This window comes from Kangiella japonica (genome assembly GCF_039523535.1).
In the GTDB taxonomy this organism is placed as follows: Bacteria; Pseudomonadota; Gammaproteobacteria; order Enterobacterales; family Kangiellaceae; genus Kangiella; species Kangiella japonica.
In genome coordinates, this window is record NZ_BAAAFM010000001.1 from 247,856 (window position 1) to 273,215 (window position 25,360).

21 protein-coding genes are annotated in these 25,360 nt (G+C 43.4%); 5 read left to right on the forward strand and 16 right to left on the reverse strand.

Features of this window, described 5'->3' with window-relative positions:
• Position 1: 1 nt before the first annotated feature.
• From hisD to pyrG, 12 genes are all read right to left on the reverse strand, one after another.
• On the reverse strand, positions 2–1,225 hold the full coding sequence (gene hisD / locus ABD128_RS01135; protein WP_343985372.1) for a histidinol dehydrogenase: 1,224 nt from the start codon (positions 1,223–1,225) through the stop codon (positions 2–4).
• Positions 1,215–2,462 carry a phosphoribosyl-AMP cyclohydrolase gene (gene hisI / locus ABD128_RS01140; RefSeq protein WP_343985374.1) on the reverse strand — a complete coding sequence of 416 codons (1,248 nt, stop codon included), beginning with the start codon at positions 2,460–2,462 and terminating at the stop codon, positions 1,215–1,217. Before hisI ends, hisD begins: the two co-directional genes overlap by 11 nt.
• 19 nt (positions 2,463–2,481) lie before the next feature.
• A complete protein-coding gene (gene hisF, locus ABD128_RS01145) occupies positions 2,482–3,264 on the reverse strand; it encodes an imidazole glycerol phosphate synthase subunit HisF (protein ID WP_343985376.1) in 783 nt (260 codons plus the stop codon).
• On the reverse strand, positions 3,249–3,851 hold the full coding sequence (hisH, locus tag ABD128_RS01150) for an imidazole glycerol phosphate synthase subunit HisH (protein ID WP_343985378.1): 603 nt from the start codon (positions 3,849–3,851) through the stop codon (positions 3,249–3,251). Before hisH ends, hisF begins: the two co-directional genes overlap by 16 nt.
• Positions 3,848–4,426 (reverse strand): imidazoleglycerol-phosphate dehydratase HisB, encoded by a 579-nt coding sequence (hisB, locus tag ABD128_RS01155; protein WP_343985380.1) that lies wholly within the window; start codon positions 4,424–4,426, stop codon positions 3,848–3,850. The genes hisH and hisB overlap by 4 nt, the downstream gene beginning before the upstream one ends.
• Positions 4,423–6,144: an aminotransferase class I/II-fold pyridoxal phosphate-dependent enzyme gene (locus ABD128_RS01160; protein ID WP_343985382.1), complete on the reverse strand. Its 1,722-nt coding sequence runs from the start codon at positions 6,142–6,144 to the stop codon at positions 4,423–4,425. Before ABD128_RS01160 ends, hisB begins: the two co-directional genes overlap by 4 nt.
• Complete coding sequence (gene hisG / locus ABD128_RS01165) at positions 6,141–6,989, reverse strand: ATP phosphoribosyltransferase (RefSeq protein ID WP_343985384.1); 849 nt, start codon at positions 6,987–6,989, stop codon at positions 6,141–6,143. The genes ABD128_RS01160 and hisG overlap by 4 nt, the downstream gene beginning before the upstream one ends.
• Before the next feature lie 441 nt (positions 6,990–7,430).
• Positions 7,431–8,135 (reverse strand): 2-C-methyl-D-erythritol 4-phosphate cytidylyltransferase, encoded by a 705-nt coding sequence (gene ispD / locus ABD128_RS01170; RefSeq protein ID WP_343985386.1) that lies wholly within the window; start codon positions 8,133–8,135, stop codon positions 7,431–7,433.
• 12 nt (positions 8,136–8,147) lie between these two features.
• A complete protein-coding gene (ftsB, locus tag ABD128_RS01175) occupies positions 8,148–8,423 on the reverse strand; it encodes a cell division protein FtsB (RefSeq protein ID WP_343985388.1) in 276 nt (91 codons plus the stop codon).
• A gap of 278 nt (positions 8,424–8,701) precedes the next feature.
• On the reverse strand, positions 8,702–9,985 hold the full coding sequence (eno, locus tag ABD128_RS01180) for a phosphopyruvate hydratase (protein WP_343986541.1): 1,284 nt from the start codon (positions 9,983–9,985) through the stop codon (positions 8,702–8,704).
• Between the two features lie 72 nt (positions 9,986–10,057).
• Positions 10,058–10,918, reverse strand: a complete 861-nt coding sequence (kdsA, locus tag ABD128_RS01185) for a 3-deoxy-8-phosphooctulonate synthase (RefSeq protein WP_343985390.1) — start codon at positions 10,916–10,918, stop codon at positions 10,058–10,060.
• A gap of 80 nt (positions 10,919–10,998) precedes the next feature.
• Positions 10,999–12,636 carry a CTP synthase gene (gene pyrG / locus ABD128_RS01190; protein ID WP_343985392.1) on the reverse strand — a complete coding sequence of 546 codons (1,638 nt, stop codon included), beginning with the start codon at positions 12,634–12,636 and terminating at the stop codon, positions 10,999–11,001.
• Positions 12,637–13,057: 421 nt separating this feature from the next.
• Between pyrG and ABD128_RS01195 the strand changes: the two genes are divergently transcribed.
• On the forward strand, positions 13,058–13,507 hold the full coding sequence (locus ABD128_RS01195; protein ID WP_343985394.1) for a YaiI/YqxD family protein: 450 nt from the start codon (positions 13,058–13,060) through the stop codon (positions 13,505–13,507).
• A 537-nt stretch (positions 13,508–14,044) separates the two neighbouring features.
• Here ABD128_RS01195 and mazG read toward each other — a convergent pair.
• Both mazG and relA read right to left on the reverse strand, forming a co-directional pair.
• Positions 14,045–14,836: a nucleoside triphosphate pyrophosphohydrolase gene (mazG, locus tag ABD128_RS01200; RefSeq protein ID WP_343985396.1), complete on the reverse strand. Its 792-nt coding sequence runs from the start codon at positions 14,834–14,836 to the stop codon at positions 14,045–14,047.
• Positions 14,837–14,840: 4 nt separating this feature from the next.
• Positions 14,841–17,051 (reverse strand): GTP diphosphokinase, encoded by a 2,211-nt coding sequence (relA, locus tag ABD128_RS01205; protein ID WP_343985398.1) that lies wholly within the window; start codon positions 17,049–17,051, stop codon positions 14,841–14,843.
• 790 nt (positions 17,052–17,841) lie between these two features.
• On the opposite strand from relA, the gene ABD128_RS01210 reads away from it, so the two are divergent.
• Both ABD128_RS01210 and ABD128_RS01215 read left to right on the forward strand, forming a co-directional pair.
• Positions 17,842–18,237, forward strand: a complete 396-nt coding sequence (locus tag ABD128_RS01210; RefSeq protein ID WP_343985400.1) for a hypothetical protein — start codon at positions 17,842–17,844, stop codon at positions 18,235–18,237.
• 253 nt (positions 18,238–18,490) lie between these two features.
• Complete coding sequence (locus ABD128_RS01215; RefSeq protein WP_343985402.1) at positions 18,491–18,925, forward strand: hypothetical protein; 435 nt, start codon at positions 18,491–18,493, stop codon at positions 18,923–18,925.
• A 221-nt stretch (positions 18,926–19,146) separates the two neighbouring features.
• On the opposite strand, the gene rlmD is transcribed toward ABD128_RS01215, so the two are convergent.
• Entirely contained in the window at positions 19,147–20,508 is a 1,362-nt protein-coding gene (gene rlmD / locus ABD128_RS01220; RefSeq protein ID WP_343985404.1) for a 23S rRNA (uracil(1939)-C(5))-methyltransferase RlmD, read from the reverse strand.
• A 59-nt stretch (positions 20,509–20,567) separates the two neighbouring features.
• A complete protein-coding gene (locus tag ABD128_RS01225) occupies positions 20,568–21,341 on the reverse strand; it encodes a 3'-5' exonuclease (RefSeq protein ID WP_343985406.1) in 774 nt (257 codons plus the stop codon).
• Positions 21,342–21,497: 156 nt separating this feature from the next.
• Between ABD128_RS01225 and ABD128_RS01230 the strand changes: the two genes are divergently transcribed.
• On the forward strand, positions 21,498–22,514 hold the full coding sequence (locus ABD128_RS01230) for an ABC transporter substrate binding protein (RefSeq protein WP_343985408.1): 1,017 nt from the start codon (positions 21,498–21,500) through the stop codon (positions 22,512–22,514).
• Entirely contained in the window at positions 22,511–25,360 is a 2,850-nt protein-coding gene (barA, locus tag ABD128_RS01235) for a two-component sensor histidine kinase BarA (RefSeq protein WP_343985410.1), read from the forward strand. The genes ABD128_RS01230 and barA overlap by 4 nt, the downstream gene beginning before the upstream one ends.

Sequence of the window (25,360 nt, forward strand, 5' to 3'; positions counted from 1 at the left end):
ATTATTGAGATCTTACCGCCATTGACCGTTGATGCCAAACCAATTGCTCTGCTTCAGCGATTTTTTCACCAATCGCTGACAATTTCTGGCGCCCCTTGTCGTTTACCGTCTGGATCGACTGCACTTTTAGAAAGCTTAAAACACTCAAGCCGCTAGAACGATCAGCCGTACCCATCGTTGGTAAAGTGTGATTAGGGCCAGAGCAATAGTCGCCATACGCCACCGCACTATTTTCACCGACAAACAAAGAACCAAAGTTGCTCAAAAAAGATTGTTCGATTCGCTCATCAGCCAATAACAGGTGTTCGGGAGCATATTGATTACTAAACTCAACCATATCGCTGTTATCATCAGCTTTAAGCAATATTATTTGTTGATTTTCTAGCAAGCTATTAAGTTCTAGATCCGACTCAAGAGAGTCTTTAACACTATTCAACAGCTCTAAACTATCAGACACTAACAAGCTTTGCGCCTGTGGATCGTGCTCAGCTTGCGCCGCCATATCCGCAATGATCCATTCTTGATTTATGGACTCATCCGCTAGAATTAACAACTCACTGGGGCCCGCAGCCACATCAATTTTAATTTGTTGGCTCAATAGTTGCTTTGCGGTATTGACGTATTGGTTACCCGGTCCGACAACCATCTGTACAGGCTCCATTGACTCGTAGCCATAAGCTAGAGCGCCAATAGCTTGAGCTCCGCCCAACTTTAAAAAAGCCGTAGCGCCAGCAAAACTTGCCGCCGCTAATATCGCAGGGTGAGCAGATGGTGAGCAGGCAATACGTTCGCTACAACCCGCTAGTTTTGCCGGTATCAAAGTCATGAGCGCTGTTGAAATCAGAGGAAACCGCCCACCGGGAATATAAGCACCAATACGCTCTATAGGCTGATATCGAAAGCCAAACTCACCACAGTCATCGATATAAGTACTATCAATCAGCTTATCCTTTTGAAATTGAGCGAACCTCTCTATGCGTGAGCCAGCATCTTTAATCGCTTGCAGAAGCTCAGGTTCTAAGCCGTAATCTTCAGGTGCTTTTAGCTCAATCCATTCAGGCGCAAAGCCGTCGAAGCTCTGACTAAACTCTTTTACAGCCGTATCGCCTTCTTGCTGAATTTTGTTTAAAAGACTGCTAACTGTTGAGGTTACATCTGCTTGGCTATTACTTCTTTCGCGCTGCCAAGTCTTACAATTCTGAATTATGGATTGACTAGTCTGCATTTCGAGCCCCCAGTTCACTAATAATTTCCGCCGGCGCTACACCCTTGGCTTTAGCGTTAACTAGCGCAAAGAAAATTAAGTCAGCCGCTTCCCAGCGCACTTCATCTGTATCTTGCGCTTCGATAAGCTCTTGGCACTCTTCGTTAAGCTTTTCAATCTGTAGTGCTTCATCACCGAACAACTTTTGCGAGAATGACTTGGCCTCGCCAGTGTCTAGTTCCTGTAATCGTTGCTCAAAAACTTGGTTTAATCGATTTAAATCGAACTGTGGCGACTGTGAAGCAAAGCAGCTGTACCGCTCAAAGTGACAAGCGTTACCTTGTTGCTTCACCTTAAATAACAAAGTATCGCCATCGCAGTCATAATCAATATTCACCAACTCTTGCGTGTTACCGCTCGTCAACCCTTTCTGCCACAGCTCATCACGCGAACGGCTATAATAAACTCCAGCCTTACGCTCAATCGAAGCCGTTAGCGATTCTTTATTCGAATACGCCAACATTAAGACCTGATTGGTTTCCACGTCTTGCACCACCGTTGGTATAAGCTCAGTTTTTTCGAAATCCAAACAGCTCATGAGCGCTTCGTCGAGCTTGAGCTTGCCAGTGTAAACTGACATGCCGATTTGGCTATTGGCACCAAGCGCATTAATAGTTTTTATATCTTCTAGCGTAGTAATCCCGCCTGCAACCGTGACAGGAATTTTTGAGGTTTCAACAACCGACTTAACGCGCTCTTCATCAATGCCCCCTAGCATCCCTTCTTTTTGCACTTGGGTGTATAAAAACTCAGCACAGTTACCTTGAATCTCTTCAATCAAGTCTAAAACTTTGATGCTATCGGTCGACTGCCAGCCGTGCGTGACCCAATCATCGCCTTTGGCATCAATGGCAAAAATCAGCTGCGAACTCGGAAGTTTTTTCACGAAGTCGGCGCGGCACGATGTGCCCAAAATGACTTTCTTAGCTCCAGCCGATAAATACTCTCTAGCAATATCATAATCGCGAATACCGCCACCGACACGACAAGGATATTTTTTTACCAGCTCTTTAATCAGTTCTTTATTACTTCCTCGGCCTAGTGCTGCGTCTAAATCAATAATAGCTACTTCACCATAGAGGCTAAAGCGCTCTAGCAGACCAAAGACATCCTCTTCTTCGACAATTTTTCTGTTGGGATTGCCCTGCTCTAACTGAACCGCTTTGCCATCTAATAAATCAATACTTGGGATTAACATTTAACCTACCTACTCGCGTTTAACGCGTTAAAATTTGCTGTTGTCTCAGGGCTTTCTTAACATCTTGCACGCTGAACTCGCCTCTGTGGAACATTCCTGCCGCCAACGCAGCATCGCTTCCTGCCATAAAAGTATCGACAAAATGCTGTTCATTGGCTGCGCCACCCGATGCTATTACTTGAATGTTGCGCTCCTTGGCCACTTTCGACATAAGCTCATTATCAAAACCTATACCAGTACCGTCGCGGTGCATTGCAGTCAGTAGAATTTCCCCAGCTCCACGCTGCTCGACCTCTTCAAACCAGCTAAACGCATCAAGCTCAGTCCTGACGTGCCCACCGCTGACATAAACCGCATAGTCATCGTCAGCATCTTTATTCACATCTACCGCGACTACCACGCATTGCGAGCCAAAGCCCTCCGCAATCTGATTAATCAAATCAGGCGTCTTAACGGCGGCTGAGTTTAAGGCGACCTTATCGGCTCCCGCGTTTAAGAACTGTTCAACATCGGCGTAGCTGTTTAAACCGCCGCCTACAGTAAAGGGAATCGATAAATTTTGTGCCACTCTTCGCACTGTTTCTAGCGCATTCGCACGATTTTCGAGTGTTGCTTTAATATCAAGAAATACAATTTCATCTGCACCCTGCTCTTGATATCTAAGCGCTAACTCAACAGGATCCCCCATATCGGTTAAGCCTTTAAAGTTCACCCCTTTAACGACTCGACCATTGGCTACATCAAGGCACACGATGACTCGTGGGATCAGACCGTTATTCACATTTTCTAATTGCATAGACATTGCTTAATAATCTCCTCGCCAACCTCGCCTGATTTTTCAGGGTGGAATTGAAATGCCCAAATATTGCCTTGATAGATTGCTGCGACAAACTGCTCACCATAAGTTACGGTTGCGGCAGTCACCGCCGATTGTTTAACGCCAAAGCTATTAACGAAATAAACAACCTTTTCATTCATGCTCCCCACTCTAGAATTCAACTTCGACCAACCCACCATCGGCTGTTTAGGGCTATTTAAACGCTCAACCTTTCCTGCAAAAATCCCAAGACCTCTAACACCAGGGTCTTCCTCAGACTGTTCAAACAGGACCTGTAGTCCAACGCAAATACCAAGCAAAGGTTTGTCTTGTCGAACCCACTGAATGATGCTGTTATCCAATCCAGTCGCCGTTAATTGCTTCATGACCTGCCCAAACCGCCCTTGACCTGGAATAACCAAAGCGTCGACAGAGTTATTTTTAATATCGTCAGAGGTATTTATCTGTACCGTTTTGAAACCAATACGCTTGAGGCTTGCGAATAAGCTGAACAAGTTTCCAGCCTTGGTATTAATCACTCCTAATGTTTTATTTCGCGGTTGCCAGTTCATAACACACCCTTTGTGCTGTTATCGCGCTGAGTTACTTGAAGCGCTTCTCGAAGTGCAAATGCTAAGCCTTTAAAACTGGCCTCAATTAAGTGGTGATTGTTATCGAAATACTCTGTTTTTATGTGCAAAGTAATTGCGCTATTTATGGCGAAGGTATAAAAAAAGTGCTTCCACATTTCAGTGCCAATCCCACCTAAACTTTCGCGCGAAAAAGGTAAGTCGGTAATAGCATATGCACGGCCACAAACATCCACCGCGACCATTAGCAAACTCGCATCCATTGGCAATAAGCGCTGGCCATAGCGCACAATGTTCCCCTGCTGTCGCCAAGCTTGATTAAAGGATTGGCCTAAGCAAATCGCCACATCTTCAATCAAGTGGTGATCATCTACCTCCAAATCGCCTTTACACTGCAAGCTCAGATCCCAACCTGCGTGGGTAGCTAACTGATTCAGCATGTGGTCAAAGAAAGGTAAACCTGTATTAATCGCAACCTTTTGTTGGCCATTGATGTTTAGCGCTAACTCGATTGACGTTTCTTTTGTCTCACGATTGATACTTATGGACTCACTCATAGCAAATTCTCCAACTCATTCACCGACTCAAGCACTAAGTCCGCGCCAAAGTCATACAATTCATCACTTCCAATGCCGATCGCTAACGCGCCAGCACCATTGGCGGCAGCCATATCGTCGGGCGTATCGCCCAGCATCCAACAATTCTCTTTACCGTAATACTGCAAAGCTTTAACCACTCCTTCAGGGCTCGGTTTCGACTCGACAACGTCATCGTCACTCACCATTAAACTGTTTTTCGCGCCGATTAAGCTTGCACCTTCAATGGCCTCCTCTTTAGGACGCCCCGTAACAATCGCCGTTTTTAAGGACTTAGTGCCAGTAATGAAGAAGCGTGTGGCTAGCGCTTTGTTCAACAGAGGCTGCTCAAGGGTCTTAAATCCTTCTGTCCTACCGTTGCCTTGGTAATACATCTGAAAAACTTCAATAACCTTATCGAAATCTATTTCTTCAGGTAGTTGGTTTAACTTTTCAGCCGTTAAAGCCTGAGCAAGCACCCAGTCATTGTTGTACCCGCCTTGACTGCGTAAACGCTCAATGTCAATCTGCGTAACCGTTTCGCCACTCAGTGACTTTACTGTTGCTTTAATCGCTTCGTCATAACTTTTACTGGTATCAATCAAAACCCCATCCATATCAAAACATAGCAGCTCTGGCTTTAACGCCAGATTTAACGCGCTCAATAATGGTTTGATATAAAAAGGAATGGTTATGCGGATGGCTGTTTGATCAAGGCTAGACTGCTTAACGCTTAGCCCTGTAAGTGTTGTTTTAATAAGGATATTTCGCTTCTGGCAAGCTGCTGTTATCAGCCTTAGCTTTTCTTCACTGCCCTGAATAAACACAAAATTCGCGCTACTGTCGACAACTCTCAAACCTGATGACGTTAATAATGAGACAATCTGCTCACGGTTTTGAGCGATAGAAAGAGCATAGTTACTAACCTCTAAACGAGCCGCCTCAGTGAATGCTTTTTTAGCAACCTCAATCGTTGACGATGGCAAATTGAACGGCATTGCCAAACGCGAAAATTGCGACACTAGTGCTTCTTGCCCCAGTAAATAACCGCAGCGGATCCCCGCTAAGCCAAACGCTTTCGACAAGGTTCGCAAAACAATTAAGTTATCAAACTGTTTAATAAGCTCGATTGTTTTGTCCGACTCATAACAAGCAAACTCGATATAGGCTTCATCTAGGAACAACAAAGCACCTTTAGATTTAGCCAGCCCACAAGTTTGAACTAAATCATCGAAAGGTATTAATTCACCAGTGGGGTTATTCGGGCTAGTTAGAATTAATATTGAATCGTTGTTTAGTAAGTCCTGAGCACTTAACAAATCGATACGCATATCATCTTGTGGCTCGACTAAGTCTATATCGCTATTCCAAACATTTTTTCCCACAAGGTACTGACTGAAAGCCGGAAGAGGTAAAATTAGTTTCCGTTGATTCAAACAAGCAAACTTAAACAGAATCTCAATGGCCTCATCCCCACCATTAGTCAAAAGCAACTGCTCTTCGCCAACTTCATGGAACTGACTCGCTAGAGCCTGTAAACCTGACTTTTCTGGATAACGCCATAAACATTCCGTGGATATTGCTGCTTCACTCAACCATAATGGTTTATTATCCGAGCGCTCATTAAAGTCGAGCTTTAGTGGTCTTGCTCCACCTTTGGCGCTTTCTCGGAGTAATGGGTTTTGATAGAGAGGTTTCATAGCGCTTTCCTGATTGGGGTTTCTAAAATATCGGTCGCCCCAGCCGAAATAAGTTGTGGAATCAAGTCCTTGGTTAACTTGCGTTCAATGGCTGCTTTTATGGCAAAACCATCGGAGTTATAAAGCTCGCTGACAGTGGGTGAGCGCATAGCTGGCAACAGCTTCACCACGCTTTCAATGGTATCTTTCGAACAGTTCATCTCTAATAAAACACGCTTTCTGCCATTTAAAACCCCGCGCATTAGTAACAATAAATCGTCAATCTGTTTCTTTTTTGCAGGGTCACTCATGACTTTTTTATTAGCGATAAATTGAGTAGAGCTTTCGATAACGGTATCGACAATTTTTAATCTGTTAGCGCGAATTGTTGATCCAGTACTGGTATTATCGATAATCATATCCGCATCTTCAGGAGGGAAAACCTCAGTGGCACCATAAGCTCTTAGCAACTTAAAGGGCACACCAAGTTTAGTCAGATAGTCTTCGGAAATCTTTTTATACTCGGAAGCTACGATAATTTTACGCTGCCTCACTTCTTCCCATTCCCAGTCTTCGGGGATACAAGAAACTAGCTTGACTGGGTTAAAACCAAGATCAAGCAACACATCCACATCAGCCTCTTGCTCAATAATCCAGTCCATGCCGGCAAAACCTATATCGTGTTGTCCTAACGCCACCATTTCTGGAATATTTTGACTTTTCAATAACTTCACTTCGATATCGCAGCCGTACAAGCTGGGCCGATAGTTTCGACTATTACCCACTAATGTTAAGCCAACCTCAGACAGTAGTTCTTCAACCTTGTCGTATAACTTTCCTTTTGGGATCACCATTTTTAACGCCATCTAACTTCTCCTAAAATTGATATAAAATCTAAAAACTAAAACCTTTATTCCAGAAACAAAAAACCCGTTGACCTTTCGGAGCAACGGGTTAGAAACCTTTAATGAGTATCAATCAAGCACTACTCATCCCACCGTCGCTCGCGCAGTGTATGGTGATGATGATGTAGTTGAATGGTTAATATCATTTGGTCTCTCTTAATATTCGTTTTGTGCTATTTCATGTGGCAAAAAAAAAGCCCCGCTCAATGGCGGGGCTTTTTAAATTCTTTAATGAAATTACATTATTAAAGACAATAGCTCACCGCCAACGCTTGTGCGTGGTGATGATGGTTATGTGCTTTGTTCAATAATGTATTCATATGAGTGCATTAAAACCTGATTTTAAAACTGTGTCAATAAAGCAATATATCTATTTAGTTATATGAGGCTTAGGGCACTGAGCTAATCTATGCCGTGACTTAACCAAATTGATGCCAGTAACAAATCTTCCTGCTCTGTAATCTTTATGTTTTTTCTAGAACCAATGACTAACGAAGGATGATAACCCGCGAACTCCATTGCTGACGCTTCATCCGTTACTGTCTGCCCTTCCTTTAGTGCGCTATCAATCGCATGCTTTAATGTTCCTAACGGGAAAAACTGTGGTGTTTGAGCTAACCAAACCATGTCCCTATCAATAGTTTTCTCAATAGTTTGTCTTTTATTTGCTTGCTTGACAGTATCGATCGCGCCAACCGCAAGGGTTGCACCATCGGGCGAGCTCTCTTTACTGGTAATTAAATTATCAATATGACGAGAGCTTAAACAAGGGCGGGCTGCATCATGCACCATAACCCAGTCAGATTCAGCCCCTTCAGACTCACGTATAAACGCTAATGCCGCAGCCACAGAGTCCACACGGTCTACTCCACCAGTAGTGGTTAATACCCGAGGGTTGTCTTTATAAGGCAACTCTTCCCAGTAACTATCATTTGGACTGAGCGCGACAACAACTTTATAAATTTTAGAGTGCTCTAAGAAGCGATTGATGCTGTATTCTAGAATGGTTTTATCTTCAATTTTGAGATATTGCTTAGGAATGTCAGAGTTCATGCGAGCACCGATTCCAGCAGCGGGAATCACGGCCCAAATACGCTCAGAGTTCATATCATGTCTCGGTTAATGGCTGTCCAAAATTCGGATAAAGACTTCACCTTCCTTTATCATACCTAGCTGGTATCGTGCGCGTTCTTCAATGGCATCTTTGCCAGCACGCAAATCCTCGATTTCAGCTATGATTTTTTGATTTCTTATTTCTAACTCTATGTTTTCTTTACGAATACTATCAGCTTTTTCTCGTTGCTGGCTTATTTCACGGAAAGAGGACTCGCCGAACCAAATTCGGTATTGAAGTGATCCTAAAATCACGACTAAAACTAAAGCCACCCATTTCATAAAATCAACAATGCCAGAAAACTGTTAGTTAATAAAGTATTAGTATTATGTAGAGAAAGGTAAATATCGTTATTTAAGCTTGTCATTCTGATGAAAATCAGAGTCTTGCGTTATTTAAGATCCTGAATCTAGTTCAGTATGACATCACTTAAAAACACTTTCTCTCTGTAATCCCTGTAAATAGAGCCTTAGAGGCTTAACCTAAAGCATTCAGCCAGCGAGAGCACTAAAGATATAAGCACTGCCACTGGCTCTATAACCCAATATTAAGCCTTAGATTATTTTTTAAATGTAAAAGCACTATTGCCTGGGTAAGGTGCCTTACCATTCAGCTCGCCTTCGATGCGTAACAACTGGTTATATTTAGCGACACGATCAGAGCGGCATAATGAACCTGTCTTAATCTGACCGGCAGCAGTAGCAACGGCTAAATCAGCAATCGTAGTGTCTTCTGTCTCACCACTGCGGTGAGAAATCACTGCCGTATAACCAGCTTTATGCGCCATATCAATAGCCGCTAATGTTTCGGTTAAAGTACCAATTTGGTTAACTTTAATCAAAATTGAGTTAGCAATCCCTTTATCGATACCTTCTTGTAGGATTTTAGTGTTGGTTACAAACAAGTCATCACCAACAAGCTGACACTTATCACCAACCTTCTCAGTTAGTGCTTTCCAGCCATCCCAGTCACCTTCGTCCATCCCGTCTTCGATTGAAACAATTGGGTAACGCTCAACCCAGTCAGCTAAATAGTCAGCAAACTCTTCCGAGCTTAATACTTTGTTTTCAGACGCTAAGTGGTACTTACCATCTTTATAGAATTCACTCGATGCGATATCCAACGCTAAAGCAACGTCTTCGCCAAGCTTATAGCCTGCTTTATCAACCGCCTCGACAATAGCTTGAATCGCTTCTTCATTAGAGCCTAAATCAGGTGCGAAACCACCCTCGTCACCGACTGCCGTGTTAAGGCCTTTCGCTTGTAGAACTTTGCGTAAGCTGTGGAAAATTTCAGCGCCCATACGCAAACCTTCTGAGAAAGTTGGTGCACCTACTGGCATAACCATAAACTCTTGAATATCCACGTTATTATCCGCGTGCTCACCACCATTGATGATATTCATCATAGGCACTGGCATACTAAATTTACCGTCGCGGCTGATGTGCTCATACAATGGCTTGCCCGACGCTTGCGCAGCTGCCTTCGCATTAGCAAGAGACACCGCAAGGATTGAGTTTGCGCCTAGCTTTTCTTTATTTTCAGTGCCGTCTAAATCAAGCATGATTTGATCGATAGCGGCTTGATCCGAAGCATCTTTACCAACAAGGGCGTTTTTGATGTCATTGTTAACGTATTCAACGGCTTTCAACACGCCTTTCCCTAAGTAACGTGACGCATCACCATCACGAAGCTCTAAAGCTTCACGTGAACCAGTAGAAGCACCTGAAGGCGAGCAAGCCATTGCTTTCACGCCATTTTCCAAGATAACTTCCGCTTCTACAGTCGGATTACCACGAGAATCAAGAACTTCACGTCCAATAACATTTTTGATTTTCAAAATCACACCCTCTTTATTCAAAATGAATAGTGTTCAAAATAAACAAAATAAATACTAAAAAATAGTCGTTAAAACTTACAGCAGATCGCCTGTGCCAAAGTCAGTAATGGTATCTTCGGCAAAACCTGCTTTTTTAACGATTGTGTCGAGCTCTTTCATGACCTTCAATGTTTCCTCAATGCGGTACATTGGGAACGAGTTTGGGCCGTCACACTTCGCCACGCTTGGATCTGGGTGACTTTCCATGAAGACACCAGAAACACCTGCTGCAATAGCCGCACGCGCAAGTACAGGAATCACTTCGCGCAACCCACCCGAAGAGGCGCCTTGACCACCAGGAAGCTGAGCTGAGTGTGTCGCGTCATAAACCACTGGGCAACCCGTGTCGCGCATTATCGATAGAGAACGCATATCTGACACTAGGTTGTTATAACCAAAGGAAACACCGCGTTCACACACCATGATGTTGTCATTGCCAGTCTCGCGTGCTTTTTCGACCACGTTTTTCATATCCCAAGGAGATAGAAATTGGCCTTTTTTGATATTCACAGGAATACCCGGCTCACAAGCTTTACGGATAAAGTTGGTCTGGCGACACAGGAACGCTGGTGTCTGCATCACGTCAACCACAGAAGCCACCTCGTGAAACGGTGTATCTTCATGCACGTCCGTTAATACAGGAACGCCAACTTGGTCTTTAACTTTTTGCAGAATGTTTAAGCCATCTTCTAGGCCGGGCCCACGGAAACTTTTACTCGATGAGCGGTTAGCCTTATCAAACGATGACTTATAAATAAACGGGATGCCCAAACGGTCCGTCATTTCCTTTAAGTAACCCGCGGTGTCGATTGCTAGCTGCTCGCTTTCGATGACACAAGGGCCACAGATTAAGAAAAACGGTTGGTCGATACCAACTTCCCAATTCAATAACTTCATATTCCTGCCTTTGACTTCTGCCAATGTTGCGCTACAGCTGATTCGCTTAGCTCTTAGGTTGCTTTTAATAAACCTAAAGCTTAGTCGCTGCGTTTTTCAGAGCGATAATCTTTGGCTGCAGCAATAAATGCACTAAATAGTGGATGACCATCACGAGGCGTCGAACGGAACTCAGGATGGAACTGACAAGCGACGTACCAACGGTGGTCTTTCAGTTCAATCATCTCTACTAATTTCTTCTCGCTAGAAGTACATGATACCACAAGGCCTGCATCTTCAAGCTGTGGCAGCAAGTTGTTGTTCACTTCATAGCGGTGACGGTGACGTTCATTAATCACATCACTTTGATAGATTTCGTGCGCTTTAGTTCCAGGCTTAACGTCTGCTGGCTGAGCGCCTAATCGCATGGTTCCGCCTAAATCGGAATCATCAGTACGCTCTTCAGTCGAACCATCACGGTTAACCCACTCTGTTATTAAACCCACAACTGGGTTTTCAGTAGACGCATTGAACTCTGTACTGTTAGCATTTTTAAGGCCGGCTTTATGACGAGCGTACTCAATGACAGCAACCTGCATACCTAAACAAATGCCCAAGTATGGAATATTGTTTTCACGTGCGAATTTAGCTGTGGCAATTTTACCTTCAACACCACGCTCACCAAACCCACCAGGGATCAGAATTGCATCCATATCTTTTAGGATATCTGCACCACGCTTTTCAACATCTTGAGAGTCTATATAGTGGATATTGACTTGCTGACGGTTATGTAAGCCGGCGTGCTTTAAAGCTTCCGTCAATGACTTGTAGGCTTCGGTAAGTTCCATATACTTACCGACCATAGCCACATCAACTTCACCGTTTGGATTCGCTTCGCGGTAAAGAACCTCTTCCCATTCAGACAAGTCTGCTTTTGGCGCATCAATCTTGAAACGCTCACAAATCAGTTGATCCACGCCTTGATTCAATAAGATTGAAGGGATTCGATAGATGCTATCTACGTCTTGTAGCGATACAACCGCTTTCTCTTTAACGTTAGTGAACAAAGCCACTTTAGCTTTTTCACTGGCTGGAATGGCGCGATCAGAACGACAAATAAGCATGTCAGGCTGAATACCAATCGAGCGTAATTCTTTTACTGAGTGTTGAGTTGGCTTAGTTTTTAACTCACCCGCTACCGCAATGTAAGGCAATAGTGTTAGGTGAACAAACATGGCGTTTTCTTTACCTACTTCAAAGCGCAATTGACGTATCGCTTCCATGAATGGCAACGACTCAATATCACCAACAGTACCGCCAACTTCAACCATGGCGACATCCGCGCCTTTCGCGCCATCGATAATTTTGTGCTTAATTTCGTCAGTAATGTGAGGGATTACCTGCACAGTACCGCCGAGATAGTCACCACGACGCTCTTTACGCAATACATCCGAGTAGACTCGACCTGTCGTAAAGTTATTGCGCTGGCTCATGCTATTGCGAACGAAACGTTCATAGTGACCTAAATCAAGGTCAGTCTCAGCACCATCGTCGGTTACAAAAACCTCTCCATGCTGAAAGGGACTCATGGTTCCTGGGTCAACATTGATGTAAGGATCAAGCTTCATCATAGTTACGTTAAGGCCACGCGATTCTAATAGAGCCGCCATTGAAGCGCCCGCGATCCCTTTACCTAAAGAAGAAACAACACCACCGGTTACAAATACATACTTGGTCATAAGCCTAATCCAACACTTGAACGTTTTAAAAACTACTAAATACAACAAACCGCAAAACAGGATTGCGGCTTAAATGCCAGCAAAGTTGCTTCACGATTAATAATACCTAATTCTTTGATTTTTAATGCTTTATTTAACTTTCAAATAAATAACAAAGCATTTCACCACTACTAAAGTGGTTTATTTACATACGTATGTCGTAGAGAAGAAAGGACTCCCAGGACGGGAAAATAGTATATCAAAAAGGTCCGATGATTGGCGAGGACTTTTTAACTATTTTGAGCTTTAGATGATTAGATTATCTATGACATCACGGTGCTCGCTCTTTGCCGGTCATCACTTCACAGTGTGAAAGACATTAGGCGCAGTTTTCTATATCATTATATCGAGTTAACAGTCAGCCAACATAATAGGGTTTACAGTGAAGATTTGGGTCGATGCGGACGCGTGTCCGGTGGTTATTAAGGAAATTTTGTTTCGTGCAGCGCAAAGAGCTGAGCTTCATGTGTGCCTAGTCGCAAACCAGTTTATTAAAGTTCCACCCTCGCCATTTATTAAGTCCATACAAGTTCCCGCAGGTTTTGACGTAGCTGATGATGAAATTGTCATTCGAGCAAATCAAGGCGATCTAGTTATTACCGCCGATATTCCGCTTGCAAACGAGGTCATCGACAAAGGCTGTACTGCCCTCAGCCCTAGAGGGGAGCTTTTCACCAAAGAAAATATCAAAGCTCGACTGACGATGCGTGATTTTATGGAAACGCTTCGCTCCAGCGGCATTCAAAGTGGTGGCCCACCACCTCTCAGCCAAAGCGATCGCATGAAGTTTGCGAACCATCTCGATCGTATTATCGCCAAAGCCCAAAAGTAATCCCAGTGTAAAAAATACCGTCAGTTGTCATTCAACTGTTGCCGGAATACACTAGAAAAACTATCGCAAAGTTAAACCACAGAGACTAGAAGTTATATTAATTTCTGGAAGGTATGTCTTATATTGTAATTTTTTAAGCACTCAATTGCTAAAAAAGTCACTCGGAGATACCTATCTTACTTAAGGCTTTGAAAAGGATTTAACAACGATGAAATGCTTAGTTTGTAGTTTTACCGCGGTATGTATTTTATTTGCTAGCACTGCTAGTGCAAAAAACCTAAAAAGTACGGGCTCGTACAAGGTTCATTTAAGCAACCCTTCAAATCACCTAAACTGCCGAACGGGTCCAGGAACCAACTTCCCTATTCGTGCACACCTTGAACACGGTGATCCAATCCAAGCTCTACATGTTACTAACCACACAGGCCCCTGGTTTTACACGAACTTGCGGTGTTTTGTCAGGGCGAGTTCAAGCTACCTAAGGTGGCAAGGTGAAATCAATGAAAAGCCGAAGCCAACGACACCTAAGATTGTTCGCTAAGATTCTGTGCTGAGTTTTTTAGCTTTTTGCCAGGCTTGCTCAAGTTGTTCGAGGCTGGCGGAGTCCACGGTTAAGCCATCGTTATCAATAAGGATTTCTAATTGACGGAATCGATTTTCAAACTTACGACAACTTTTTCTTAAAGCAGTCTCGGGATCGAGCTCTAGGTGGCGCGATAAATTCACACAGCTAAACAAAACATCTCCGAGCTCCTCTTCGATATGAGCTCTATTTTTCTTGCTTATGGCTTCCTTGAGCTCAGCAACCTCTTCTTCCAACTTCTCAATAACCCCGTTGATATCAGGCCAATCAAAACCATGACGCCCCACACGCTTCTGGATTTTTTGAGCAAGCGACAAGGCAGGAAAGCTGCTCGGTAAATCATCCAGTAAGCTGGTGTTGGATTGATTCTTGGTTTGACGCTCTTGATGCTTCAGCTTTTCCCAGTTTTGCTTAATCGCAGCATCATTTTCTAAAGACATGTCTGAAAAGACATGAGGATGACGCCGTACGAGCTTTTCTGACATGGCTTTAGCAATCGACTCAAAGTCAAATAAGTCTTGCTCGCTTCCCAGTTGTGCATAGAAAACCACCTGGAATAATAAATCCCCTAGCTCGCCTTCGAGCTCGGCCATATCACCTTTTTCAATGGCATCGGCAACCTCATAAGCTTCTTCCAGCGTATGGGGTACAATGGTTTCGAAGGTTTGCTTCTTATCCCACGGACAGCCTTGCTCAGGGTCACGAAGCGTACGCATGATGTCGAGTAGTCTTTGAGTATGTGTCATCGGTTTAATTCGTTTTACGTTCAACCGAAAATATATTCGGTAACTGTCTAATTAATGTCATCACTCGGTTCAAGTCATCGATCTGGCTCAACTCGACCTCAATCCATAGCTCTACCTGCTCGTTCTTTCTATGTGTCGATAAATCGGTAATACTCGCCTGCTCATTAGCCAATATAGTCGTAATATCTTTCAGTAGTGATTTACGATCCATCGCGCTGATTCGTAAATCCACCGCATAAGAGCTGGTGGCTTTACCTTCCCAACTCACTGGGATCAGTCGCTCAGGTCTTCCGACATTCGCTTTCTTTATGTGTGTGCAGGATTTGCGGTGAATCATAATACCACGGCTTTTGGTGATATAACCGACAATTTCCTCGCCTGGAACTGGTTTACAGCACTTGGCAATCTGCGTCAGCAAGTCGCCAACCCCAGACACCGAAATATCATTATACGATTGGCGCTTCGTCTTCTGGCGCAAGGTCGGCTTGATATCGCGACGTGGCTCTTGAACTTCTTTGAACTCTTTTGCGCGGTTTAAGGCTTGCATGATACCAAGATCACCAGAGCCGATTTTGATATACAACTCCTGCTCACTGGCCAAGTGTAGACGCTGGGCTAATTCACGATGGTCAACATCCGCTAAGTGCGCTCGGCTTAACTCTTTCTCAAGCAAAGCTTTGCCCGCATTCGCGTTATCTTCTTTATCCAGTTTATTAAAAAATTGTGCAATTTTGTTTCGCGTCCTTGGGCTACCAATGTATTGATTATAAGGAATTAGCCAGTCACGACTTGGCAACTCCTCACCCTTTGTCATAATTTCTACCACCTCGCCAGTACTGAGCTTATAGGTCAAAGGCACGATACGACCTTTAACTTTTGCCCCAACACAGCGATGTCCTACAGAGGTATGAATGCGGTAAGCGAAGTCGATGGGCGTACTGCCCGACGGTAAATCAATCACTTTGCCTTGTGGCGTAAATACAAAAATACGATCTTCAGCAACAGAGCTTTGAAATTCCTGCATCAAGTCATCGCTCGCCGTATCTGCAAGCTCACTTTGCCATTCAAGCAGTTGTCGCATCCACTCAATTTTTTCGTCCACACCGACGCGCGTCAGATTTGTGCCTTCTTTATATGCCCAGTGTGCCGCGATACCTTTTTCAGCCTCTTCGTGCATCTGGTGAGTACGGATTTGAACTTCTAGAACCTTCCCTTCTGGCCCAACGACCGCCGTATGAATCGAACGATAGCCGTTTTCTTTTGGCGTCGCCACATAATCATCGAACTCCTTAGGAATATGCTGCCAACTACCATGAACGATCCCTAACGTTGCGTAACAGTCTTGAACCTTGTCCACTAAAATTCGAACCGCACGAACGTCGTAAATTTCCTCAAAACTCACATTCTTGCGAGTCATCTTCTTCCAGATCGAATAAATATGCTTTACACGACCGGTAATATCGGCTTTTATCGACTCCGCCGACAGCTTCTTGTTCAAAAGCTCCAAAACGTCATGAATATACTGTTCCCGATCCACCCGCTTCTCGCGCAAGCTCTTAGCGATAGTCTTATAAGCATTCGTCTCAAGAAAGCGGAATGCTAAATCTTCAAGCTCCCACTTCAGTTGACCGATACCTAATCGATTGGCCAGTGGCGCGAAAATATCATCGGTTTCTTTAGCGAAAAGAAGTTGCAGTTCACGATCTGCATTCTTAATGTGACGTAATGTCACCACACGATCAGCTAACTTAAGCAAAACAACACGAGCATCATTAACCATTGCCAGTAGCATTTTTCTTAGGCTTTCTACCTGCTGATCATCGTTACCGGCGCCAGACGATTGCTGTAAGCTGCGCATCGCCTCCATTTGCCCCGCACCAAGCACTAAGTTGGCGATACTATTACCGCAGTGCTTTTTTAACGTTTCATGATCAAGCGATTGGCTAATAACCGACGGCAATAGCACCGATGCAATCAAAGTATCCGAATCCGCATTGAAATGCGTCAACACCTCAGCCAACTCCAAACCCGCAGCTAGAGTATTTAAGCGAATTATCGGTGTCGTAGAGACGTTTTTCTGAGCAAGCTCAACGGCTTTTCTCAGCTTTGCAACCGCCTTGTCCGACAACGACAACTCATTCAGCTCTAACCATTGTTCAAAGTTAAAGTTACCTGAATCGACTATTTCGAATATATCGTGTTCTTTACGCTTCATAGCTATATTTCTTGTATTAGTAAACTATTATTTTTCTTAAGATTTTTGACTAGAACACCCGCAATGGTAAAACATACACACCTTGTAATAACCCCCATTGCAGCGTCTTATAACGCTCCCGACCTTGCGTGATTACTACAGAAAAGCCTTACAGCTCGGGCATCAAATCCATGAATTAAATATAGTAGCAGTATAAAAATTTAATGGAAGTGAGGAATGGGATATTTCAGATTTTGTCATTATTGGGTTAATACTTGTTTGCATTTTATTGACTGTAGGTATCGTCTTTGCGAGGAGCCGTAGGCGACGTGGCAATCTCAGTGTCATCTTTTCTGTTTATTCCTCACCCCTCAGAGACAGAACCTAGTTCTACGAATATCGTCTTTGCGAGGAGCCGTTAGGCGACGCGGCAATCTCAGCTGTGTAATAACTAAGTTTATTAGTCACTTTTCTTGCGTGCCCAAGAAAAGTAACCAAAAGAAAGGCACCCCAAGCGTTAGGTGCTTCGCACTCCCCTCCTTCACCAAAGTTACTCACGCGCCGTCAAACTCGACCTCCTGTCTCGTTTTGACTAATTTGGGCTATCCCCCAAGGGGATTCCCTGCGGTCACCTACCAAATTACGCTATAACTTTTCCTCACTCGGCTAACTTTAAGGGGTAGTTGGAGCAAGCTTATATAGTCCTACATATTATTGGGGAATTAGGTAACTTGTATAAAAAGCCTCACAATATTAAAGTGTTACATACTAAATCGGATAATATATCTAATTATAAATAAATGGAGAGATTATGAAATTAACTTACACAATGTTCTTTGCAGTTCTTTCACTAACTTTCTTATCTTGCACGGACGACAGCACTAAGTCATCCAACACTAACTCAACAAAAACACCAGAAGGTGAGTTAATACCTAGAAGTAGCCAAGAAAGCGCCAAGTATTATCTTATTTCTGTAGAAGCAGATGGTGAATTTTTACGTTCAACACATAGCCGCGTAAGCTCTATGAGTCATGGGTATTCGATTACACGAATTGATTGTAAGGCTAAACGGTATCAAGATTTAGGTTACGGAGAAAACAAGCAATCTAATATTAAAATATACAAAAAAACTCAGTGGGCAAATTTAGTTAATGGCTCAAGCAAATATGACTTGGTTTCATTTGTTTGCTCTAGAAATAATCAATAGCAAGCGTAGCCTCGAAGGAACTCAGTGACTTCGAGGTTCGAGTCAAACAATTACAACCTGACTTTTATTACGACCGAAGGAAGTGCCTGTGGTGCGCTATAGCTAATCGAGCTCACACTTATTATTTCGTGTTTTGGCTAACTACATCATTTACCAACAGTGAAATATCTATTTTAGAAACTTGTATATAAAAGCCTATTGACTTTAAAATCTTACCATCTAATTAATGGAATAAAGGTAACCAAGGAAAAGAATGAAGAAACTGCTTCTAATATTCGCAATACTCCTACCGTTTCGCGCTTTATCACTTGAGGTGATTATATTTGATAAAAAAATTGAGTTACCTGAAACCTGCTGGATGGTGATCCCTAACAAAAATAATGCCCTTATCGAAGGCTCTAAGCTTGATTGTATTTATCAAGACAAAAGCACCATAGAGTTAACTATTAATTGGAGCTGCGATATTCAGTTTTTTACGAATGCAGTCGATGAAACAGGCGAGAAGTTAGCAGTGAACCGAAAGAAGCATGGAGTTAGTTATATGGAGTTTCACTTAAAAGATAAAAACAAAGGAACACCGATATTCCTTCGTCTAATTAGAGACGAGTCTCACTGCTTGGTAACCACAGGAACTTCACTAAAATCAATAAAAGATATAACTAAAACTCTGTGGTTTACCGATGAGTAATAATCAAAGCAAGCATAGCCTCGAAGAAGTGAAACGCCTTCGAGGGTTTATTTAAACTTTTATAACGTCACTGGCTTCCGTGGTTAAACCACGGAATGACGAATTTGACTGAAAGGGATATAAAATTGCTTTAGGCGAGGCAAAATTCAAAATTGGGGCGGGAGTTTACGCTAGGTACATGACCAATCCAATTTTGAATTTTACCAAAGCATAAAGTGATTTTAGGCCCTTTCAAATAGGGCGATGGATTCTGTATGCGCCGTATGCGGAAACATATCCATAACTCCAGCTTTTACCAACTTATACCCTCTTTCCTTTAACTCACCGCTATCTCTAGCCAGTGTTGCTGGGTTACAAGAGACATAGACAATGCGCTCTGGGTTGAAGCGTGCGATGTTTTGCACAACGTCTAGCGCGCCACTTCTTGGTGGGTCGATGAGGACTTTGTTGAAGCCTTCTTGGGCCCATTCTTCTTGGGTGAAGTCAGTTTGTAGGTCAGCGGCGTAGAATTTTACGTTATCGAGATTATTGTGTTTGGCGTTCATGCCACCACGCTCTACCATTTCTTCACTACCTTCAACACCTACGACGTTTTGTACCTGAGTCGCTAGAGGGATTGTGAAGTTACCTAGGCCACAGAATAAGTCGAGGATTCGGTCGTCTTTACTCGGCTCTAACCAGTCGATGGCGCGCTTGACCATTTGCTCATTAATGCTGGCGTTGACTTGGGTGAAATCCATTGGGTGGAACAGTAACTCGACTCCGTAATGGTCTAGTTTATAGCTCAACCAATCAGGATTTTCTTTAGAAGAGTCTTCTGGACCGTAAATCTTATGAACGGTTTTTGGGCCTTTTGGCTGTAAATAAATATAAAGTCCATGCTCTTTACCAAACTCGACCCACATATTATGGTCTTTCTCGGTTAGAGGCTCTAAATGGCGCACCACCAGCGCTACTTGGTCGTCGCCCATGGCAACTTCAAGCTGTGCAGTTTTGTTGTTGGTGTCGAGCTCTGAGATCATTTCTTTAAGCGGTGTAATTAACTGACCGACTCTTGGGTCTAGCACCACGCAAGAATCAATTGTGGCGAGGAAGCTACTGCGCTTTTCACGGAAGCCCACTAGCGCACCGCCTTTTTTCGGCACGAACTTAACACCTAGACGCGCTTTACGGCGATAGCCTAAAACGTCGGCCTGCATCGGTTCGACTAGCTCATAATCATCATTAGCTAAGTCGTACTGGCCGAAATGTTTAAGCTGTTCGACTAGAACTGACTGTTTGTGGGAAATTTGCGCAGGATTGCTCATGTGCTGCAAACTACAGCCACCACAGATATCGGCATGAATACAGGGTGGCGTAACTCGATCGGCTGATGCTACATGAATTTCTTCGGCCACGCCTTCATCAAACTTGCCACGTTTTTCGGTGTAGATAAAGGATACTTCTTCACCAAGCAATGCATTATCAATAAATACAGTCTTACCATCGACAGAGGCAATACCTCGGCCCTCGTGTGAAAAGGCATGGACTTCCGTACGGACGGGATCTTTGGGTAATGCCTTTCTACGTCTTCTTCTTGCCATTAAATTCGGTCTCTTTTTTGCTAACTGTCGCTAAAAATTACAATTAAAACAGAATGGGCTTATTCGCCATTCCAGTGTTCTAAAAATTCATTAAAATGTGGTTTGTTTTCTTCTTTCAGATATTGCTGCAGGAAGCTCTCTTCCGCGGCTAAATCATCTTCGGTCATGTTGCCTCGCATCACTTCAAAGCGTAAATACACCAAATAGGTGTTGAGAACGTCTGTTTCGCAGTAATCGCGAATGGCCTTAAGGTTGCCTTGGTGATAGGTTTCCCAAACCTTGGCACCGCTCATGCCCATTTTACCGGGGTAGCCTAACATCGAAGCAATTTTGTCTAAAGGGGCGTTCGCTCGTGGATTATATAGAGCCAGCAAATCCATTAAATCAATATGGCGATTGTGGTAGCGGCTGATGTAGTTGTTCCACTTAAATTGGTTATCAATCTCGCCTGTGTCCCAATATTTCTGCGCCACTACGTTATTTTTCATGGCTCGGTAATGCAATACCGGCAAGTCAAAGCCGGAGCCGTTCCAGGACACGATGGTCGGCGCGAAGCGTTCAATACCATCGAAAAACCGCTGAACGATTTCTTTTTCATCAGCATCCTCTTCGCCGAGTGACCACACTTTTACTTTATCACCGTGACGAAAAACTGCCGAAATGGCGACGACTTTGTGCAAGTATAGCGGCTGAAACGTTGTGCCCGACTGCTGCACTCGTAAGTGCTCCATGGCAGAAACCACGTCTTCGTCACTTAACCCCTTAAAATCATTGAGCAAGCGTCCTGCTTCAACGTCTGGAATCGTTTCGATATCAAATACAAATAAATTCATGTCACCGCTATCTCGTCTACAATTTTTATGTTTATGTATCTTATTCGCTTAATCTATAAGAAGCTGTTCTTGCCTCAGCCACATTGGCAAGGTAGATTAGGCTACAAAGGCCCCCGTAGTATAACGATTTTATCGTAAAAAAGCTTGGAGATTTCGTTGTTGAGTTCCATACGTTTAGTGCTGCAACCTGCGGTTTATCTATTAAAAATTATACTAATATTATTGATTTGCGCAGCATCACTCCCAAGTATCGCTGAGCATGTCGAGCCGCCGACCGTAGTTAAGGTTAATGTTCTAAGCCCTTTTTCAACCCAACAAGAAAGAGCATTACTTTACTCTTTTCGCCAAACCTTACTTGAAGAGTTTAATGTTGAGGTCACCAAGACACTTATATTTTGGCAAAGACAAAGCGACTGGCAACAACAGCTCGAGCTTAATCAGCCAGATTTAATTATCGCTATTGGCAATGACTCGTTTAACAAAATTAAAGATTTAGGTTTATCTACGCCGATATTAGCGATGATGTTAAGCAAGGATCTCCTGCAACAATTACGCCAACATCCGCGCGACAATATTTACGCCATAACCCATACCCAACCGACAGAGAGATTCGTGCAACTGGCGAAAAGTCTGAACGTTTATCAAGCGCAGATAGGTAGCTTTGTCTCGCCTCAAATTAAGGATCAAATTCAAGAATTTGAGCGTCTAGCAAGGTTTTACGATCTGAGTTACCGCCCTGTCATCGTTGAGCCAAAGCGTAAAGGTCGTGATGCCATACGCCAACTGAGCCTTTGTTGCTCTGTGATCATTTTAGAAAGTGATTATGTATTTCGACCGGGTAAGGTTAGAAAATCAATCTTAGTTAATGCTTATCGTCAGCGTATTATTGTGATTGCGCACTCTGAAAGTGTATTAAAAGAGGGAGCAATGCTAACATTATTTACCCAGCCACATAATATTGGTAAACAAGGCGCGGCTCTATATAATCAGATTTTAAATGACACCGTTTCTCTGCCTTACCAATACCCAGCAAGCTTTTCGATTTCAATTAATCGGAAAATTGCACGTTTACTGGGGTATGATGATTTAAAAGTCGGTGCGCTAATGCGAAAAATTGAAACCTTGGACTTAATTCAAAAAACTATGGGCGATGGGAAGATGCAAACACCATGAAAAACTGGGGAATAAGTAGAAGAATTCTTTCTTTGGCAATAACGCCAACGCTTTTAGCTTGCCTGCTCTTAGGCTTTGTTTTTATCAATAATCATATCGAAGATAGTGAAGAGTCCCTTATTTCTCGGGGTAAAACCATCGCTACCCATTTAGCACTGGCTAGTGAGTACGGCATTATTACGCTGGATAACTCCACCCTGCAAGAAATGGCTCAAGCGGCGCGAGATAACGACAAGGAATTATTAGCTGTCGCCATTTATGACCAGAACAACCGTATTCTGACCTCAGTTGGTGCAGCCGAGTTCTTGTCTACCATGAGCATCAATAGTCCGCACGACCTAACGAAGATTGGCGCGCAAACCAGCTTGATGCGCTATGCACGCATGGAGAAACACGACAATGGAATGCTCTTCCATGCTCCAATTCTTTCAAAATTCCCGGAAGATCACGAGTCCTGGCGTACCAACGTCAAGAATAATACAGAAATCCTAGGTTATGTCTCAGTACTAATGTCTAAAGATTTCTCACTCCTTAGTCGCTACAGCACAATTTTCACCACTGTTCTTATCAGCCTTTTAGGCTTATTGATTGGCGGATACTTAGCAAGAAGGATGTCTTCCAGCGTGACAGAGCCTATCGTCAGCATGGCAAAAGGTGTTGATAAAATTAAGGATGGACGGCTCGATACTCGAATTAGCTCAAATGCAAGTGCTGAACTTAAAACGCTTCAGGATGGTATTAATCTGATGGCCGAAACTATGGAGCATAACCAAGAAGAGATGCAACAAGCCGTTGACCAAGCCACCGAAGACTTGCGAGAAACGCTTGAAACTCTTGAGGTTAACAATCTAGAACTCGATATTGCTCGACGACAAGCGGTTGAAGCTAGTCGTATTAAAACTGAGTTTCTGGCCAATATGAGTCATGAGATTCGGACTCCTATGAATGGCGTTATTGGTTTCACCGATCTGCTACTAAAAACGGAACTTAACAATAAGCAAAAAGACTTTTTGTTTGATATTAAGCGCTCTGCGTCTGGCTTGCTTTCAATCATCGACGACATTTTAGACTACTCCAAAATCGAAGCGGGAAAAATGTCCTTTGAGCGCTATCCGTTTGATTTAAGAGAGTGTGTCGATGATGTCTTTAAAATTCTTGGCCCAAATGCATCGAAGAAAGGTATTGAGCTGGTCTCTCTAATTTATTCAGATGTTCCCAAAGCCTTGCTCGGCGATCCTATCCGAATCAAGCAGATTATCACTAACCTTTTGAATAACGCGGTTAAGTTTACTAAATCCGGAAGTGTCGAACTGTATGCAGAGGTCGAATCCGAGGGTAAGAAAGGCTTAAAGCTAAAAATTGAAGTTAAAGACTCAGGGATTGGCTTAACCCGTGAGCAACAAAACAACTTATTCAAAGCTTTTTCTCAAGCCGATAGTAGTACTACGCGTGAATTCGGTGGTACAGGTCTTGGCTTGGTGATTTCAAAGTCGTTAGTAGAGAAGATGGGCGGTAATATTGGCGTCAACAGTACCGAAGGAGAAGGCTCTACCTTCTGGTTCACGCTTCAGTGCGAGCGCGCAGAATCATTGCCAGAAGACGGTATTACGGGTGAATTCTTAGCAGCTAAATCGGTACTAGTCTTTGACCCACACCCAGCGACGAGGCTATCACTAACGCAAATGCTTGAAGATTGGCAAATGCAGGTTCGAAGCTTTGAAAAAATTGATGATCTCATGACTGAAGTCGATCTCTACACCCAAAGCGGGAAAAATGTCGACCTCATCATTATCGGTGGACAACGCTTTAGACGCCGCATGCAACGCATTGAGCATATTTGCGAGATAGTTAATAGTCAGCTGAAATGTCCAGTAATTACCTTCACCACATCTAGCGATGTCGATTTCTTAGAGCACTTAAGCAGTTTAGGTGTATCTCGTGCCATGGAGAAGCCGATTACTTACCGTGCTTTATACAATTCGTTGATTGAATTGCTACACTCCAGTAAACCACGTAAAGCAGAAACGTTCACAGCACCATCACCAGCACCACAGGATGTATCAAAACTAAAAAACAGTTATGTCTTGGCTGTGGATGATAACCCAGCAAACTTACGCTTAGTAGCAACCTTATTGCAGGATCTCAATATTAAAGTCGATACCGCCGAAAGTGGTATGCAGGCGGTGTCTCTCAGTAAAGATAAAGTCTATGACGCCATATTAATGGACATTCAGATGCCTGAGATGAATGGTCTAGAGGCAACTCGTACGATTCGTGCCAATGCTACCAACCAGGCCACTCCAATCATTGCGTTGACAGCACATGCGATGGCCAACGAGCGCGAGATACTGCTCGACTCTGGCATGGATGATTACATGACTAAGCCGGTTTCTGAGCAAGATCTAGTTAATGTTTTATTAAAGTGGACACAAGCAGATGTCACGCTAAACACTAACAACCAAGAGCACAAGTCAGAGCCACTCGACAAAGAAAAAACATTGGATTGGGAGCTCAGCCTGAAGCTGGCTAATAATAAGGAAGACCTTGCAAAGGATATGCTCAAGATGATGGTTGATTCCAATCACGAGACTGGTCGTGTGATTCACGCAGCCTATCAAGCTCAGAACTTTGATGAACTATTACAACAGATCCATAAGTTACACGGAGCTAGCTGTTATGTTGGTACACCACGCTTAAAAAGCCTAAGCAGTCAGTATGAAACGAAGCTTAAAAAACAACAGTACAACTTGCTAGACGACCTTCACAGCGAGCTATTACAAGAGCTAAAAGCCATCAATGACGTGGCGAAGCCCTATATCGAAAATATTGCTAACTCAGAAAGCTAA